Annotated in this window: 16 protein-coding genes and 1 pseudogene; 5 read left to right on the top strand and 12 right to left on the bottom strand. The window is 71.1% G+C overall.

Going from position 1 to position 15,566, the window contains the following annotated elements; all coding sequences use genetic code 11:
• The 3 genes and pseudogenes from AC1D15_RS04915 to AC1D15_RS04905 form a co-directional block, all read left to right on the top strand.
• Positions 1 to 273, top strand: a pseudogene (locus tag AC1D15_RS04915) (xylulokinase); the annotation flags it as partial.
• 21 nt (positions 274 to 294) lie between these two features.
• The gene (gene xylA, locus AC1D15_RS04910) at positions 295 to 1,608 is read left to right on the top strand and encodes a xylose isomerase (RefSeq protein WP_047506051.1); all 1,314 of its coding nucleotides are present in this window, start codon (positions 295 to 297) and stop codon (positions 1,606 to 1,608) included.
• A gap of 75 nt (positions 1,609 to 1,683) precedes the next feature.
• The gene (locus AC1D15_RS04905) at positions 1,684 to 2,802 is read left to right on the top strand and encodes an NAD(P)/FAD-dependent oxidoreductase (RefSeq protein ID WP_477825125.1); all 1,119 of its coding nucleotides are present in this window, start codon (positions 1,684 to 1,686) and stop codon (positions 2,800 to 2,802) included.
• A 3-nt stretch (positions 2,803 to 2,805) separates the two neighbouring features.
• Here AC1D15_RS04905 and AC1D15_RS04900 read toward each other — a convergent pair whose 3' ends face one another.
• The 10 genes from AC1D15_RS04900 to AC1D15_RS04855 all read right to left on the bottom strand — a co-directional run bounded on the left by AC1D15_RS04900 (position 2,806) and on the right by AC1D15_RS04855 (position 10,069).
• Positions 2,806 to 3,546 carry an arginyltransferase gene (locus AC1D15_RS04900; RefSeq protein WP_465113303.1) on the bottom strand — a complete coding sequence of 247 codons (741 nt, stop codon included), beginning with the start codon at positions 3,544 to 3,546 and terminating at the stop codon, positions 2,806 to 2,808.
• Positions 3,543 to 4,304 carry a leucyl/phenylalanyl-tRNA--protein transferase gene (gene aat / locus AC1D15_RS04895; protein WP_465113304.1) on the bottom strand — a complete coding sequence of 254 codons (762 nt, stop codon included), beginning with the start codon at positions 4,302 to 4,304 and terminating at the stop codon, positions 3,543 to 3,545. The genes AC1D15_RS04900 and aat overlap by 4 nt, the downstream gene beginning before the upstream one ends.
• Positions 4,305 to 4,319: 15 nt before the next feature.
• Positions 4,320 to 5,306, bottom strand: coding sequence for an XdhC family protein (locus AC1D15_RS04890; protein WP_465113305.1), 987 nt, complete (start codon positions 5,304 to 5,306; stop codon positions 4,320 to 4,322).
• A gap of 157 nt (positions 5,307 to 5,463) precedes the next feature.
• Complete coding sequence (locus tag AC1D15_RS04885) at positions 5,464 to 5,658, bottom strand: hypothetical protein (RefSeq protein ID WP_047506063.1); 195 nt, start codon at positions 5,656 to 5,658, stop codon at positions 5,464 to 5,466.
• 145 nt (positions 5,659 to 5,803) lie between these two features.
• On the bottom strand, positions 5,804 to 6,457 hold the full coding sequence (locus AC1D15_RS04880) for a DUF3299 domain-containing protein (protein ID WP_082004400.1): 654 nt from the start codon (positions 6,455 to 6,457) through the stop codon (positions 5,804 to 5,806).
• 14 nt (positions 6,458 to 6,471) lie between these two features.
• Entirely contained in the window at positions 6,472 to 7,746 is a 1,275-nt protein-coding gene (locus tag AC1D15_RS04875) for an ABC transporter permease (RefSeq protein ID WP_477825124.1), read from the bottom strand.
• A complete protein-coding gene (locus AC1D15_RS04870) occupies positions 7,743 to 8,468 on the bottom strand; it encodes an ATP-binding cassette domain-containing protein (protein ID WP_477825123.1) in 726 nt (241 codons plus the stop codon). The genes AC1D15_RS04875 and AC1D15_RS04870 overlap by 4 nt, the downstream gene beginning before the upstream one ends.
• On the bottom strand, positions 8,462 to 9,004 hold the full coding sequence (locus AC1D15_RS04865; protein ID WP_477825122.1) for a DUF2796 domain-containing protein: 543 nt from the start codon (positions 9,002 to 9,004) through the stop codon (positions 8,462 to 8,464). Before AC1D15_RS04865 ends, AC1D15_RS04870 begins: the two co-directional genes overlap by 7 nt.
• An 80-nt stretch (positions 9,005 to 9,084) precedes the next feature.
• A complete protein-coding gene (locus AC1D15_RS04860; RefSeq protein WP_465113309.1) occupies positions 9,085 to 9,429 on the bottom strand; it encodes a hypothetical protein in 345 nt (114 codons plus the stop codon).
• 28 nt (positions 9,430 to 9,457) lie between these two features.
• Positions 9,458 to 10,069 (bottom strand): hydrolase, encoded by a 612-nt coding sequence (locus AC1D15_RS04855; RefSeq protein ID WP_477825121.1) that lies wholly within the window; start codon positions 10,067 to 10,069, stop codon positions 9,458 to 9,460.
• A 50-nt stretch (positions 10,070 to 10,119) separates the two neighbouring features.
• On the opposite strand from AC1D15_RS04855, the gene AC1D15_RS04850 reads away from it, so the two are divergent.
• On the top strand, positions 10,120 to 10,758 hold the full coding sequence (locus AC1D15_RS04850; protein WP_477825120.1) for a TetR/AcrR family transcriptional regulator: 639 nt from the start codon (positions 10,120 to 10,122) through the stop codon (positions 10,756 to 10,758).
• A 1-nt stretch (position 10,759) separates the two neighbouring features.
• Here the strand turns inward: AC1D15_RS04850 and AC1D15_RS04845 are convergent, their stop codons facing one another.
• Positions 10,760 to 10,978, bottom strand: a complete 219-nt coding sequence (locus AC1D15_RS04845; RefSeq protein ID WP_465113312.1) for a hypothetical protein — start codon at positions 10,976 to 10,978, stop codon at positions 10,760 to 10,762.
• Between the two features lie 181 nt (positions 10,979 to 11,159).
• Here AC1D15_RS04845 and AC1D15_RS04840 point away from each other — a divergent pair, with 181 nt between their 5' ends.
• Positions 11,160 to 13,697 (top strand): response regulator, encoded by a 2,538-nt coding sequence (locus tag AC1D15_RS04840; protein WP_477825119.1) that lies wholly within the window; start codon positions 11,160 to 11,162, stop codon positions 13,695 to 13,697.
• 307 nt (positions 13,698 to 14,004) lie between these two features.
• Here AC1D15_RS04840 and mltA read toward each other — a convergent pair.
• The coding region (gene mltA / locus AC1D15_RS04835) for a murein transglycosylase A (protein WP_477825118.1) at positions 14,005 to 15,566 on the bottom strand (1,562 nt) is incomplete at its 5' end.

The following is a 15,566-nucleotide window of genomic DNA, read 5'->3' as shown; positions in this document are numbered from 1 at the left end:
GGCTCGCGCAGCCCGCTGTGGGCGCAGCTGTTCGCCACGCTGTACGGCGTGCCGGTGCGCACCGTGCATGGCGGCGAGGCCGGCGGGGCGCTCGGCGCCGCGCGCCTGGCGTGGCTGGCCACCGGCGGCAGCGAGGCCGAGGTGTGCCTCGCGCCCGCGCTGAACACCGAGTACCTGCCCGAGCCCGCCGCGCGTCGCGATGCGCTGCTGGCCCGCCACGACCGATTCAAGTCGCTTTACCCGACGCTGCGTGCCGCCTTTGCCGCAGCCTGACCTTCACCAGGAGACATTGCCATGACAGAGTTCTTCAAAGGCATCGCGCCGATCAAGTACGAAGGCCCCGAGAGCGACAACCCGCTCGCCTTCCACTGGTACGACAAGGACCGTGTGGTGCTCGGCAAGCGCATGGAAGAGCAGCTGCGCTTCGCCGCCTGCTACTGGCACAGCTTCGTGTGGGACGGCCGCGATCCGTTCGGCGGCGACAGCTTCCAGCGCCCGTGGCACCAGATCGCCGATCCGCTGGAGCAGGCGCGCGTGAAGGCCGATGTCGCATTCGACTTCTTCAGCAAGCTCGGCATCCCGTACTACTGCTTCCATGACCGCGACGTGGTGGCCGAAGGCAGCACGCCGCGCGAGAGCGTCGAGTGGCTGCGCCGCACCGTCGACCTGCTCGGCGAGAAGCAGCAGGCCACCGGCGTGAAGCTGCTGTGGGGCACGGCCAACCTGTTCTCGCACCGGCGCTTCATGTCGGGCGCGGCGACCAACCCCGACCCCGAGGTGTTCGCGATGGCGGCGCTGCAGGTCAAGGAGGCGATGGACGCCACCGTGCGGCTGGGCGGCGCCAACTACGTGATGTGGGGTGGCCGCGAGGGCTACGAGACGCTGCTGAACACCGACCTGAAATCGGAGCTGCAGCAGATGGGCCGGCTGCTCGCGATGGCGGTGGACCACAAGCACAAGATCGGACTAAAGGGGCCGATCCTGATCGAGCCGAAGCCGCGCGAGCCGACCAAGCACCAGTACGACTTCGACGTCGCCACCGTCTACGGTTTCCTGAAGACCTACGGCCTCGAGAACGACGTGAAGGTCAACATCGAGGCCAACCACGCGACGCTGTCGGGCCACAGCTTCGAGCACGAGATCGCGACCGCGGCGGCGCTCGGCATCTTCGGTTCGGTCGACATGAATCGCGGCGACATGCAGTGCGGCTGGGACACCGACCAGTTCCCGAACAACCTGCCGGAGATGGCGCTGGCGATGTTCCACATCCAGCGCGCCGGCGGCTTCACGAGCGGCGGGCTGAACTTCGACGCCAAGGTGCGGCGCCAGTCGATCGATGCGGAAGACCTGTTCCACGGCCACGTCGGCGCGATGGACCTGTGCGCCCGCGCGCTGCTGGCGGCCGAGCGGATGATCCAGGAGGGCAGGCTCGAATCGGCGGTGCAGCAGCGCTACGCCGGCTGGCGCGGCGCGTTCGGCCAGCAGGTGCTGAAGGGCGAGCTGACGCTGGACGCCGTGGCGCAGCGCGTGCTGGACCGCAACGCCGACGTGCAGCCGAAGTCCGGGCGGCAGGAGGCGATGGAGAATTTGCTGAACCGCTACGTCTGAGCTCCCCCGACACCGCTCGTCCTGAGCCTGTCGAAGGGTCGGGCTGAGCTTGTCGAAGCCCCGCGACAATGCCGCATGGACCGTGTCGAAGCAGTGGTGGTGGGAGCCGGCGTCGTCGGGCTGGCGGTGGCGCGTGCGTTGGCGCTGCGCGGCCTGGAGACGCTGGTGATCGAGTCGCAGCCCTCCATCGGCACCGGCATCAGCTCGCGCAACAGCGAGGTCATCCACGCCGGGCTCTACTACCCGCCCGGGTCGCTGAAGGCGCGGCTGTGCGTCGAGGGCAAGCACCTGCTCTACGCGTTCTGCGAGTCGCACGGCGTGGTGCACCGCCGCTGCGGCAAGCTGCTGGTGGCGACCGAGCCGTCGCAGCTGACCGGGCTGCAAGCCTTGCAGGTGCAGGCGGCGGCGAATGGTGTCGACGACCTGGTGCCGCTCGACGCAGCGCAGGCGCGCACGATGGAGCCGGCGCTCACCTGCCTGGCGGCGCTGTGGTCGCCGTCGACCGGCCTGATCGACAGCCACGGCCTGATGCTCGCGCTGCAGGGCGAGCTGGAGCGGCGCGGTGGCATGGTGGCGCTGGCCTCGCCGGTGCGGGCGCTGCAGGCGGGGCCAGGCGAGCACGTCATCGAGGTCGGCGGCGAGCAGCCGATGGAACTGGCCGCCCGCATCGTCGTCAACGCCACGGGCCTGTGGTCGCCGGCGCTCGCGCAATCGACCTCGGGCCTGCCAGCCGGGGCGCAGCCGGCGGCCCGCTTCTGCAAGGGCAACTACTTCTCGCTGGCCGGCCGCGCGCCGTTCTCGCGGCTGATCTACCCGCTGCCGAACCGGGCCGGCCTGGGCGTGCACCTGACGCTGGACCTGGGCGGTCAGGCCCGCTTCGGGCCCGACGTGCAATGGCTGGCTGACGACACGCAAGACCCGATCGACTACACCGTGGACCCGGCGCGCGCCGACGCCTTCTACGCCGAGGTGCGCCGCTACTGGCCCGCGCTGCCCGACGGCGCGCTGCAGCCGGCCTACAGCGGCGTGCGGCCCAAGCTCGCCGGGCCGGGCGAGCCGGCGGCGGATTTCCGCATCGACGGGCCGGCCGAGCACGGCGTGCCGGGGCTCGTGAACCTGTTCGGGATCGAATCGCCGGGCCTGACCGCCAGCCTCGCGCTGGCCGACGAGGTGCTCAGCCGGCTGGGCGCCTGAGCTTCACTCGGCGGGCGCGTCGCGCCACTGCCCGTCCAGCAGCACCTCGTGCGGACGGAAGTCGGCCTTGTAGGCCATCTTGTCGCTCTCGGAGATCCAGTAGCCGAGGTAGACGTGGCGCAGCTTCAGCAGCCGGGTCTGCTCGATCTGCCACATCACGTTGTAGATGCCGTAGCTGGTGCGCGGCTCGGGCTCGTAGAAGGTGTACACCGCCGACAGGCCGTCGTTCAGGATGTCGAGGATCGACACCATCTTCAGCGCGCCCATCCCGTCGGGCGCCGGCTCGCGGAACTCGACCAGCCGCGAGTTGACTCGGCTTTGCAGCAGGAACTGGGTGTACTGGTCGATGCTGTCGTTGTCCATGCCGCCCCCGCTGTGGCGGCCGGCCTGGTAGCGCAGGTAGAGCTGGTAGTGCTCCGGCACGAAGCACAGCCGGAGCACGCGCGCCTGCAGGCCCTGGTGCTGCTTCCAGGCGCGGCGCTGGCTGCGCGTCGGCTCGAAACCCGCCACCGGCACGCGCAGCGGCACACAGGCGCGGCAGCCGTCGCAGAACGGCCGGTAGGTGAACATGCCGCTGCGCCGGAACCCGTTGGAGACCAGGCCCGAGTAGGCGTCGGCGTGGATCAGGTGGCTGGGTGTCGCGACCTGCGAACGCGCCATCCGGCCGCCCAGGTAACTGCACGGGTACGGCGCGGTGGCATAGAACTGCAGCGAGGCGAGCGGAAGCTCTTTCGGATGGGTCACGAACCAGGTCCCTGCACGGGCGCACCGGGATCCAGCAGCGCCCACATCGAGGGATCATAGGACCATTCCCGCACCGGGGGCTCCCTGAGTCTGGGGGGCAAACCGGTTTCGAATTGTTCGCGTGGAATCTCCCGCGCCCCCAGTGACGCCAGGTGACCGGTGCGCTGCTGGCAGTCGATCAGCGTGATGCCGTTCGCCCGGCAGAACGCGACCAGGCCCGACACCGCGATCTTCGACGCATCGGTGCGGTGCGAGAACATCGACTCGCCGAAGAACATCCGCCCGAGGCACACGCCGTACAGGCCGCCCACCAGCTGCCCGTCGATCCAGGTCTCGAAGCTGTGCACCGCGCCGAGCGCATGCCAGCGGCAGTAGGCCTGCACCATCTCYGGCAGGATCCAGGTGCCGTCCTGGCCCTCGCGGGGCGTGCCGGCGCAGGCACCGATCACCGATGCGAAATCGCTGTCGATGCGCAGCTCGCAGCCGGGATCGCGCGCGAAGCGGCGCAGCGTCTGGCGCAGCGAGCGCGACAGCTTGAATTCGGCCACCGGCAGCACCATGCGCGGGTCGGGCGACCACCACAGCACCGGCTGGCCCTCGCTGTACCACGGGAAGATGCCGTGGCTGTAGGCCTCGGTCAGGCGCTCGGGCGTCAGCTCGCCGCCGGCGGCCAGCAGCCCGGGTGCGTCCGAGCCGGGCGGCAACGCCTGGCGTGTATCGGGCAGCGGGGTGCGGGCGTCGCGCAGCCAGGGGATCAAGCGGTGGGGCTCCAGTCAGGCCGATACCGATACGGCGGCGCCGACCGGCTTCTTCTGCGTGACCCCCACGCCGTGCCGCACCGCGATGATCTCGGCCAGGATCGAGACCGCGATCTCGGCCGGCGAATTGCCGCCCAGGTTCAGCCCGATCGGGCCGTGCAGGCGGTCGATCTCGGTGGGCGACAGGTCGAACATCGCGAGTCGCTCGCGGCGCTTCGCGGTGTTGCTGCGCGAGCCGAGCGCGCCGACGTAGAACGCCGGCGACTTCAGCGCCTCCAGCAGCACCATGTCGTCGAGCTTGGGGTCGTGGGTGACGGCCACCACGGCGCTGTGCGGGTCGAGTTGCATCTCCAGCGCCAGGTCATCGGGCATTGCCTTGCTGAACTGCGTGCCCGGCACGTCCCAGGTGAGGTGGTATTCCTCGCGCGGGTCGCAGCAGGTGACCTCGAAGTCGAGCGCCAGCGCCATCTGCGCCAGCACGCGCGACAGCTGGCCGGCGCCGATGATCAACAGCCGCCAGCGCGGGCCGAACAGTGCGCGCAAGCAGCGGCCGTCGAACGCGAAGCCGTCGCCGCGCGACGCGGCCTCGACCTGCACCGTGCCGGTGTCGAGGTCGAGCAGCCGGGCGACGAGTTCATGCCGCTGCGTGCGTTCGAGCACCTCGTCGACCCAGGCGGTGTCCTGCAGCGGCTCCTGCACCAGCCGCAGGTTGCCGCCGCAGGGCAGGCCGAAGCGGGCGGCTTCTTCCTTCGTGACGCCGTAGGTGATCAGCTGCGGCCGCGCGACGCGCTCGCCGGTGCGCACGCGCTCGATCAGGTCGTCTTCGACGCAGCCGCCGGAGACCGAGCCGACCACCAGGCCGTCGTCGCGCATCGCGAGCAGCGCGCCGGGCGGCCGCGGCGCGGAGCCCCAGGTCTCGAGCACGGTGACCAGCCAGACGGCATGGCCGTCGGCGCGCCACTGGCGGGCCTGGGTGAGCACTTGCAGGTCGAGGCTGTCCATCGCGAAGCGGGTCGGGGAGGGACAGGCATCGTAGCGCTTGGGCAAGGGCCCTGCCGGCGCAGGGCCACGGAAGAAAAAACGCCTGAAGCCGGAGATCACATGTTGGGAGATGGCTTCAGGCGGGGAGGAATCATCAATGGAGGGGGCAGGGCGGCGATCAGGCGTCGTTGGCCTGCACGCGCTTGCCGATCACTGTCACCGCCGGCAGCTGGATCACCGTCATGCGGGACTCGGCGTCGGCCTTGGCGCGGGCTGCCGTCTGTGCGGCGGTATGGGCTTGCGCGGCGAAACCGAGCGAAGCGGTGGCGAGCAGGGCGAAGGCAAAGGCGATGGCGGAGAGGCGGCTGGTCATGGTGGGCTCCTTGGTGTGGCAGGGCAGCGGGGCTGCGATGGAGTGAACTCTAGGAGTCCGCCTCTTGCGCGCCCAGCGGCTTGCGACCAACTGCCGGAAAGCAGGGACCAACTGCGCTGCCGGCCGATGGCCCCTCACCAGGAACTCACCGGCTGCGCCGGTAGGCCTCCGTCACATCCCCCTCCATCCGGTACCCCGAGGTCCCGAGCGCCGTGTCGCTGAAGGCCGCGTGGATCGTGCCGCTGACCCACAGCGCGTCCATCGTGCGCACGCCGGCCAGCGGCTTCGCGAGCTTCACGTGGATGGTCTGGTTGGCCGGCGGCGGCGGCACGTGGATGCAGGCACCGAAATAGGGCACCAGCAGGAACTCGCGCAGCTGGTCGCTCTCGCCTTCCAGCGGCACGACGAAGCCGGCGATGCGCACCCGCTGCTGGTCCATCGCGGCATTGGTCGGCGCGTTGTTCCAGGCCCGCTTCAGCCGGTCGAGCGCCGCCTGCGCGCGCGGATCGCCGTCGCCGAACATCCGGAAGCTCAGCGCCTGCACGTCCTTCATCGGGTCCCAGTCCTTCGGCGTCAGGTCCTCCCAGGTCGTCAGCTTGTAGCCGCCGGCCACCGCCGCGCTGGCGGCGCGCGCCGCGACGGCCGGCGCCAGCTTGTCGCCGATGCGGTAATCGGCCGCATCGGTCTTCGGGCTGTCGGGCACCTTCGGGCCGTCGGCCGCATCGCTGCAGGCGCCGCACAAGGCCAGCACGGCCGCGAACACGCCACTCCAGACGGTCTTTGTCTCGATCCTGTTCATCATGATTCCTTTCATCACAGGCGCGGCGTCAGGCCGTCCGACAACGACAAGCGGCAGGCCCGCCACGCCGGCAGCCCCCCCGCCACCAGGCCGGCGGCGAGCACCAGGCCGATCAGCTTCCATTCCCCCACGCCCGACACGCCGGGTGCCGGCGCGCTGCCGAACTGCCCTTGCAGCCACGGCCCGGCGAGCAGCGAGAGGCCGGCCAGCAGCACGAGTGCGAGCGCGGTGCCGAGCAGCGTCGCGCCGACGCTCTCGGCCACCAGCAGCGCCGCGATGTGGCGCGGCCCGGCGCCCACCGAGCGCAGGATCGCCAGCTCGCGCCGCCGCTCGTTCAGGCTTGCGAGCACCACCGCCACCAGCCCGGCCAGCCCGACCACCAGCACCAGCGCCGACACCGCGAGCAGCGTGCGCTCGACCACGCCGACCACCTGCCACAGCTGGTCGAGCGCGACGCCGGGCAGCACCGCCAGCAGCGGCTCGCCGTCGAACTCGTTGATCTCGCGCTGGGCCCGGAACACCGCGCCGCGCTGCTCGAGGCCGACCAGCACCGCGGTGATCGTCTTCGGCGTCAGGTCGAACTTGCGCACCAGCTCGGGCGCGATCGCGAGACCCGGGATCGGCGCACCGCCCTGCCAGTCGAGGTGGATCGCCTCGATCGCCTGCAGGCTGATGTGCACCGTGCGGTCGACCGGCGTGCCGGTCGGCGCGAGGATGCCGACGATCGTGAACGGCTTGTCGGCATGCTCGGCCAAGCCTTCTCCGCCGCTGCCGTGGCTCAGCGTGATGCGCTGCCCGATCGCGTAGTGCAGCGAGCGTGCGACCTCGGCGCCGACCACCGCCTCGAACACGCCGTCGACGCTGCCGCTGAACGCCCGCCCCTCGGCCACCACCAGCGGCCGGCGGTAGCCGTAGCGGAAGTGCTCGAAGTAGCCGGTGTTCGTGCCCAGCACCGCGAAGCCGTGATGCGAATCACCGAGCGACAGCGGGATGGTCCATGCGACGCCCGGCCGCTTCGCGAGCGCCTCGGCGCTGGCCCAGCGGATGTTGTTGGTCGCCTCGCCGAGCCGGAACACCGCGTACAGCATCAGCTGCACCGGGCTCGTGCGGGCGCCGACGACCAGGTCGGTGCCGGACACCGATTGCGCGAACGCCTCGCGCGCCGCGAGCCGGCTGCGCTCGACGCCGAGCAGCATCGTGACCGACAGCGCAATCGCGGCGATCGCGAGGCCGAGCGTCGCGCGGCGGTTCCAGGCGCTGGCGAGCGCGATCTTCAGCAGAGGCTTCATGCGGCCTCCTGCTGCAGCACGGCGGAGCGGTTCAGCTCGGCCAACGCCACCTCGCGCGTGAAGTGCGTGGCGAGCCGGCGGTCGTGGCTGACGAACAGCAGCGTCGCCTGCGCGGCGCTGCACTCGCGCAGCAGCAGCTCGATGAAGCGCTGCTGCGTGGCCGCATCGAGCGCCGAGGTCGGCTCGTCGGCGATCACCAGCTCGGGCCGGCCGAGCAGCGCCCGCGCCGCAGCCACGCGCTGCTGCTGGCCGACCGAGAGCTGGGTGGCCGGCCGCGCGAGCAGCGTGCGCGGCAGGTCGAGCGCTTCCAGCAGGCGGCGCGCCTCGTGCACCAGGTCGCCGTCGGAGGCAGCCTGCGCCCGCGCCGCGCGCAGCGCCGAGAAGCGGCACGGCAACAGCACGTTGTCGAGCACGCTCAGGTAGGGCACCAGGTTGAACTGCTGGAACACGAAGCCGACGTGGTCGACGCGGAAGCGGTCGCGCGCGGCGCCCGGCAGCGCGGAGACCTCCTGGCCGAGCGCCGTCACGCGGCCGGCGTCGGGCACCAGCACGCCGCCCAGCAGGCCGAGCAGCGTGCTCTTGCCGCTGCCGCTCGGGCCGTGCAGGAAGACGCGCTCGCCGGCCTGCACGCTGAAGTCGTCGATGTCGAGGCAGGGCGGCAGCGCGCGCTGCCAGCGAAAGCGCAGCTGCTGCACCTGCAGCAGGGGGGGCGGGCTCACCATGTGACGCTCCGGCGGCCCGGCAGCAGGTCGAGCGCGCGCTGGCCCGAGGGGGCGGCGACCTGCACCTTGAGCCGGCGCAGGTTGGGGAAGTGGCGCATCAGGTCGACGTCGACGCCGGCCAGCGCCTGCGGGGCGTCGCAGGTCCAGCTGAAGTCGGCATCGAGGTCGGCATGGCCGTCGCCGTCGGCCGGCGTTGCCTCGATCGACTCGCCGAGTGCGGCCGATGACGCGAGCCGCACGGTGGTGAGATGGCAATGCGCCGCGGCGGTCGGTGCGAACACGCCGCCGGCATCGCGCAGCGTGCGCGCCATCTGGCGCACTGCCGTGCGTTGCACGTCGGTGCGCGGCACGTGCTCGAAGCCGAGCAGGTTGTCGAGCGGGCTCTCGAGGCTGATCTGCAGTTGGGGGCCGTCGACGACGACGCGCAGTTCGGCGACGCCGTGCACATGGGCGCCGGGCTCGTGGGCCTGGGCGTGAAGGGAAGCGAAGGTGGAAGCCAGCGCAATGCAGGCCGGCAGCAGGGAATGGATCTTCATGACGCGTGGTTCCGGTGGGCCCGCGGCGACAGCGCGCGGGCAGGCACGAAGGCGCGCGGCCCAGCGGCCGCGGCGCACGTTCAGGACAGCGTCGAAAGGGGCGGAGCGCGGCTCAGGTAGGCCGGCTCGAAGCGCGCATCGCGCGCGGTGACCGGTGCGGCAGCGGCCAGTTCGAAGCGCGCCGACGACAGCGCCGGCAGCGCCACCTGCGGCGTGGCGGGGTGGTCGAGCTGCGCGCAGGCCAGGCACTGGGCGCACAGCGTGTCGGTGTCGGCCGCATTGGCAGAACTCGCCTGCGGCAAGGCCGCCAGCGATTGCCGCTGGTGCTCCAGCGCATGCCCCAGCACGTGCAGCACCGCCTGCTGCTGGCTGAACACCAGCAGCAGCGCGAGCAGGACGCGCCAGGCGACACGGGATGCGGACATGGCCGACAGTATGACGGCGGCTTGAATGTCAGACCATGTCGGTCGGTGTCGTGCCCGGTGAAGAAAGGATCTGCGCCGTGCGGCGCACATGGCCGAGCCGTGGCATCACGTACTGCATCGACGCCAGGTGCGGCTCGGCGAGCGGCGCGCTGCAGGCGTCCTCGGCGATCAGCAGCTGGTAGCCGAGCTCCCAGGCCGCGCGCGCCGTGCCTTCGACGCCGATGTGCGTGACGATGCCGCCCAGCACCAGCGTCGCGATGCCGCGCCGGCGCAGTTGTAGGTCGAGCTCGGTGCCGTGGAAGGCATTCCACTGGCGCTTGACGATCTGCAGGTCGCCGGGCGCGCTCGGCAGCGCTGCGGGGTCGTCCCACCAGTGCGCCGGCAACCCTCCTGGCGGCAACGGTGCGGGCTGGTCGGTGGTCTGCGTCAGCAGCTCGGGGAAGCCTGCGTGCCAGCCGACCTTCACGCGCACGACGAGCGCGTTCAGCGCGTGGAACCGGTCGGCCAGCGCTGCGGCGTTCGCGAGCACCGTGGCACTGTCGTGCGGGGCGCGGCCGAAGCCGGTGATGCCTTGCTGCAGGTCGATCAGCACGAGCGCGGTGCGGGCGGGGTCGAGCGGTGTGGAGTCAAGAGATAGCATGGGATCCTTCAGCGGCTGATTTGTGAGGGTGTCCTCGCAAAACAAATTCTATGAGGAAGTCCTCACAAAAGTCCAGTGCCCCGGGCTCGGGCGATGCCGCGCCGGTCGAACGCGTGCGCCGCCAGCGCGGGCACCAGCGCGTCGAGGTGCTGCTCGGTGCCGCGGCGCAGGTGTTCGCCGAGAGGGGTTATGACGCCGCGACGATGACCGAGATCGCGGCGCGCGCCGATTCGTCGATCGGCTCGCTCTACCAGTTCTTCCCGACCAAGCCCGAGGTGGCGCAGGGTGTGATCGCGCTGCAGGCGGGCGAATTGCAGGCACGGCTGGGCGCGATGGCCGAGGCGAGCGCCGGCTGGGATGTCGATGAGCTGAGTGCGCGGCTGGTGGTCGCGCTGATCGAGTTCCGCGCTGCCCATCCGTCGTTCGCGCGGCTGGTCGACTCGCCCGGCGCGCCGGCCGCGCAGGTGCAGGCGGTGCGCCAGGCGATGCGCGTGCAGCTGGCGCAGATCCTCGCGCCGCATGCGGCCGGCCTGGCGAAGGCGCGGCTGGCCGCGGTGGCGGTGGCGGTTCAGCAGGTGATGAAGGCGGCGGTCACGCTGAACACCGAGGCGGCGCCGGGCACGCGCGCCGCGCTGGCGGAACTGAAGGAGATGCTGCGCGTCTACCTGCGCGCCGCGTTGCAGGCCTGAATCAGGCGGCCAGGTCCAGCCACAGGTCGACCTTGGGTGCGTTCGGGTCGCGCGGCTTGCGCCGGCGATTCTTCTGTCCGCTGCCGTAGGTGGCGACCGGCGTCGTGATGCGGCGCAGGTCGTCGAGCACCGCGTCGGTGGGGGGCGCCTGGCGTGTCGATTTCGCCGGCACCGACGCTGCGTTGAACAGTTCACGCGGCAGGAACAGGGAATCGCTCATGGGGGCCTCGCTCGGTCGGGGATGTCGTGCCGCAGTGTGCGGCCGGCGTGTTTCAACGGGGCTTCCCTTCGGGTTTCATTTGTTGCACGCACCGCGACTTCCGGGCATAAGGGAAGGGCTCATCAGACGCACACGAACATACGCACGCACAGGCCGGCATGCCGGTCGACAGGGAGGTGGCGTGGGGATCAGTCATGACGCCGCCGTGCCGTCCATCGGGCACGATCCCGCGGCAGCATCCGACGATGACGGCCCGGCGTTCCTGCCGGACCAGGCGGCCAGCCCGGCGCAGCGCCGTCGCGCAACGACCATCATCGTGGTCTCCGTCCTGCTGTTCCTGGCCTTGGCACCGTTTGCAAAGGTCAAGCTGGCGCCCTTCCCGAGCTTCATCGCCCTCTATGAAACCGCGGTGGTCGTCAACGACCTGATCACCGCCGTGCTGCTGTTCGGCCAGTCGCGCGTGCTGCGGGCGCGGCCGCTGGCGGTGCTGGCGAGCGGCTACCTGTTCGCGGCCCTGCTGGTGGTCGGCCATGCGCTGAGCTTCCCGGAGCTGTTCGCGCCCGAGGGCCTGCTGGGTGCGGGGCCGCACAGCACGGCGTGGATCTACCTGTTCTGGCACCTGGGCTTTCCGCTGTTCGTGCTGGCCTATGCGTGGCCGCGCCGCGGCCCGCGTGCCGCCTCGCACCCGTTCGCGGTGCCGCTGTTCACGGTCGCTCTGGCGCTGGGGCTGATCGCGTTGGCAACCGCGGGTGCGTCGCTGCTGCCGGCGGTGATGCAGGGCTCGCAATCGACGCCGCTGCTGCGCGGGATGGTCGGGGTGATCTGCGTCGTCACGGTGCTGACGCTCGGCTTGCTGTGGCAGCAGCGCCGCCAGTCGGTGCTCGACCGCTGGCTGATGGTGGCGTTGTGCGCCTGGCTGTTCGACACCGCGCTGTCGGCGATGCTGAACGGCGGCCGCTACGACCTGGGCTTCTACGCCGGCCGGCTGTACGGTCTGCTGACCTGCAGCGTGGTGCTGTACGAGCTGCTGCTGGAGAACGGCTGGATGTACGCGCGCCTGGCGCAGGCCCATGCGGACGAGCGCCGGCGCGGCCGTGAACTCGCCCTGGCCCGTGACCAGGCGCAGGCCGCCGATGCGGCGAAGAGCCTGTTCCTCGCCAGCATGAGCCACGAGATCCGCACGCCGATGAACGCCGTGATCGGCCTGACGCAGCTGGTGCTCGACGGCCGGCTCGAAGCGCAGCAGCGCGGCCATCTCAACAAGGTGCAGACCTCGTCGAAGGCCCTGCTCTCGCTGCTGAACGACATCCTCGACTACTCGAAGGCCGAGGCCGGCCGCGTGGTGCTGGAGAGCGAGGAGTTCAGCCCGGAGGAAACGATCGAGAACGTCGGCAACCTGTTCGCCGTGAAGATCGAGGAGGCCGGGCTGGAGCTGGTGTTCGAGATCGACGAGGCCATTCCGCAGCGGCTGCTGGGCGACTCGCTGCGGCTGACGCAGGTGCTCAACAACCTGGTCGGCAATGCGATCAAGTTCACGTCGCGTGGCGAGATCGTCGTCAGTGCCGCGCTGCTGTCGCGTGACGAGGACGGCGTCGAGCTGCGCTTCGGCGTGCGCGACACCGGCATCGGCCTGACGCCCGAGCAGGCGGGGCAGCTGTTCCAGGTGTTCAGCCAGGCCGAGCGCAGCACCGCGCGGCGCTATGGCGGCACCGGGCTGGGGCTGGCGATCTGCAAGCGGCTGGTCGAGCTGATGGGCGGCACGATCGAGGTCCGCAGTGCGCCCGGCGAGGGCAGCCTGTTCACGTTCAACGCCCGCTTCGGGCTGGCGCACGAGGGTGCCGAGCGCATCGACCTGCATGCGATCCGCGGCATGCGCACGCTGGTGCTGGACAACCAGCCGACCGCGCGCGTGGTGTTGCAGCAGGTGCTGCAGAGCTGGCGCTTCCAGGTGGGCAGCGCGGCCTTCGCGGGCGACGCGATGCACAAGCTGAAGCGTGCCGATGCGCAGTCGCCGTACGAGCTGCTGCTGCTCGACTGGCGTTCGGCGGATCTCGATTTCGTGCACGAGGCGCGGCGCCTCATGGCCGAGCGCGGCGCGCCGCCGCTGGCGATCGTCGCGATGGCGACGCCGCACACGCTGGAGCGGGTCAGCGAGGCGCTGGGCGAGCTGCCRCTGACGGGCGTGCTGAGCAAGCCGGTCACGCCGTCGCGGCTGTTCGACACGGTGGTGCGGCTGCAGCGCGGCGAGCCGGCGAAGGGCACGCCAGCGGTGTCGCGCAGTGCCGGCTACGCCGAGCAGCTGAAGCCGCTGCGCGGCGCGCGCGTGCTGCTGGCCGAGGACAACCTCGTGAACCAGCAGGTGGCGCTCGCCTTCCTGGCCCTCGGCGAGCTCGAGGTGACGGTCGCGAACAACGGGCTGGAGGCGGTGGAGTGGGTCCGCAAGGCCCCCTTCGACCTGGTGTTGATGGACATGCAGATGCCGGAGATGGACGGGCCGCAGGCGACGCGGGTGATCCGGCAGTTGCCGCAGGGCGAGCACCTGCCGGTCATCGCGATGACGGCCGCGGCGATGGACGAGGACCGGCAGGAGTGCTTCGCGGCTGGCATGAATGCGCACGTCAGCAAGCCGATCGATCCGCAGGATCTGGTTCAGGCGTTGCTGGATTGGATGCCTGGGTCGGTCGTTCGGTCGTCCTCCGCGTCGCGTCGCGGCGGGTGAGGGGCTGGGCTGGTGGCTCATGCCGAGGCGGTCGTCGCCCCAGGGGGCGCCGACTCCACGAAGAAGCTCGGCTTCGGGGGTGCATCGCCAAACTCCCTCCACTCACTTCGTTCGTTGTGGTCAAACAGTGGCGATGAGYATGTCTACGAAGCGCGCTGGCGCGCGCCACCCCCGAAGCCAAGCTTCTTCGTCGCCTCAGAAATCGCCCCCAGCCCAGCCCCTCACCCGCCGCGACGCCAAGCACCACCAGCTCTTGTTGGGGGGAAAAGACTGAAGTGACCGACGAGCGTGCGGGTGCTCTGCAAAATCAGTCGGCCTCTGAGCAGAAGTCTCCGTCAGCCACCAGGCACTGCCCCGGCTCGACGTCGGAAGCGACTGCGCCACCCCGCGTGACGATCCGGCTGCTGGAAAGCCGCTTCGCCTCCGCCGTCGGCAACAACACCCACATCTGCCCGCGGTGCTTCGTGCTTCGGGCGTTCTGCCCGGCCTCGGAGCCGAAGCCCCAGAAATAGTCGGCCCGCACCGCACCGCGGATCGCGCCGCCGGTGTCCTGTGCGAACACCAACCGCTGCACCTGGATCGCCGAGCCCGACGGCGCCGGCGCGCTGAGGAACACCGGGTAGCCGAGCGGCGTCACCCTGGGGTCGACCGCTACCGAACGCCCCGCCGTCAACGGCACGCCCAGCGCCCCCTGCGGGCCCTCGGCCGCCGGGCGGTCGGTCACCGGCTTGAAGAACACATAGCTGGGGTCGGATACCAGCCGGCCCTGTGTGACTCGCGCCGGCGCCTTCGCAGACGCTGCTGCCGGCGCCTTTGCGCCGCCAAGCAGTTGGTCGACGAGGCTGTCCGATGCCCGCGACGGGCTGCGCGGCGCCGCCGGCACGGGCTTGCCGCCTCGCGTCACGACCGGTGCTTCATCCGCCACCGCCTCGTCGTCCTCCAGCACGAACTCCTGCGGCTGCTCCGCCGCCGCACCGGTGCCGCGCGTCACGACCTTCGTGCTCTTGACCGCTGCCACCCGCAACGGCTTGAACGGATGCCCGTTCTGCTCGGCGTACTGCACCCGCAGGATGCTGCCGTCGGGCAGGCGGATGCGCCCCGAGCCCTGCACCTGCATCGCATACAGCGCCAGCCCGTCGGCCACCCAGGCGAGCACCGGCGCGCCGATGTCCTGCGGCAGGTTCAGCGCCTCCAGCTCGCCCCGGGTGTAGTACGGCTCGGCACGGGCCGTGGCCCCGCTGCCGGTCAGCCGCACGCGCAGCCGGCGATCCCGGTCGTCCAGCTCGAAGCGGCGCAGGTCCATCGCGTAGCTGCCGGCCTGCGGCGCCGGCAGCACCACCAGCTGGTTGCCGTCCGGACGCACCGCGATCACGCCGCGCCGCTGCGCCTTCGGCACCCTCGACCAGTCTATCGTGTACAGGTCGCGCGGAACGCCCAGCACCGGCACGTCGTAGACGGCGCTGCGCTGGCGCTGGCCGTCCAGCAGCGGCTCGAAGTAGCCGGTGATGTCGCCCTCGCGGCTCGCATCGGTGTTCAGGATGCGCAGCAGCGAGAAACGGCTCTCGAAGAAGCCCCGCATCGCCGCCGTGTCGGCGGCCGGCACGCGCTGCGACGCGTCGCAGATCTCGCGCCATTCGTCGCGCTTGCGCAGCGCCTCGCACGAATTGCGGAACGCGCCCCAGYCGGCGCGCAGGTCGTCCTGCTGCCAGCCGGGCAGCTCGTCGAAGCCCGCCAGCTTGAAGACGGCGTTGCGGGTGCGCACCTCGCTCGGCGCCGCCACCCGCGCCACCCCCGATTTCGGGGTCGCCACGCCCGGCGCGACGCCGGCGTTGGACAGCGGCGCCGCCGGCCCGCCGGCCACCGCAGCGC

The sequence above is a fragment of the Rhizobacter sp. P2_H2 genome, from assembly GCF_056403375.1.
This window is presented reverse-complemented; position numbering and strand designations above follow the sequence as displayed.

What these genes read in the sequence shown, in the direction of transcription:
- AC1D15_RS04860 (WP_465113309.1), bottom strand. Translation starts at nt 9,429, where the DNA reads ATGTCCGCATCCCGTGTCGCCTGGCGCGTCCTGCTCGCGCTGCTGCTG.
- AC1D15_RS04880 (WP_082004400.1), bottom strand. Translation starts at nt 6,457, where the DNA reads ATGAACAGGATCGAGACAAAGACCGTCTGGAGTGGCGTGTTCGCGGCC.
- AC1D15_RS04845 (WP_465113312.1), bottom strand. Translation starts at nt 10,978, where the DNA reads ATGAGCGATTCCCTGTTCCTGCCGCGTGAACTGTTCAACGCAGCGTCG.
- AC1D15_RS04865 (WP_477825122.1), bottom strand. Translation starts at nt 9,004, where the DNA reads ATGAAGATCCATTCCCTGCTGCCGGCCTGCATTGCGCTGGCTTCCACC.
- AC1D15_RS04885 (WP_047506063.1), bottom strand. Translation starts at nt 5,658, where the DNA reads ATGACCAGCCGCCTCTCCGCCATCGCCTTTGCCTTCGCCCTGCTCGCC.
- AC1D15_RS04850 (WP_477825120.1), top strand. Translation starts at nt 10,120, where the DNA reads ATGAGGAAGTCCTCACAAAAGTCCAGTGCCCCGGGCTCGGGCGATGCC.
- AC1D15_RS04890 (WP_465113305.1), bottom strand. Translation starts at nt 5,306, where the DNA reads ATGGACAGCCTCGACCTGCAAGTGCTCACCCAGGCCCGCCAGTGGCGC.
- AC1D15_RS04905 (WP_477825125.1), top strand. Translation starts at nt 1,684, where the DNA reads ATGGACCGTGTCGAAGCAGTGGTGGTGGGAGCCGGCGTCGTCGGGCTG.
- AC1D15_RS04870 (WP_477825123.1), bottom strand. Translation starts at nt 8,468, where the DNA reads ATGGTGAGCCCGCCCCCCCTGCTGCAGGTGCAGCAGCTGCGCTTTCGC.
- AC1D15_RS04875 (WP_477825124.1), bottom strand. Translation starts at nt 7,746, where the DNA reads ATGAAGCCTCTGCTGAAGATCGCGCTCGCCAGCGCCTGGAACCGCCGC.
- xylA (WP_047506051.1), top strand. Translation starts at nt 295, where the DNA reads ATGACAGAGTTCTTCAAAGGCATCGCGCCGATCAAGTACGAAGGCCCC.
- AC1D15_RS04855 (WP_477825121.1), bottom strand. Translation starts at nt 10,069, where the DNA reads ATGCTATCTCTTGACTCCACACCGCTCGACCCCGCCCGCACCGCGCTC.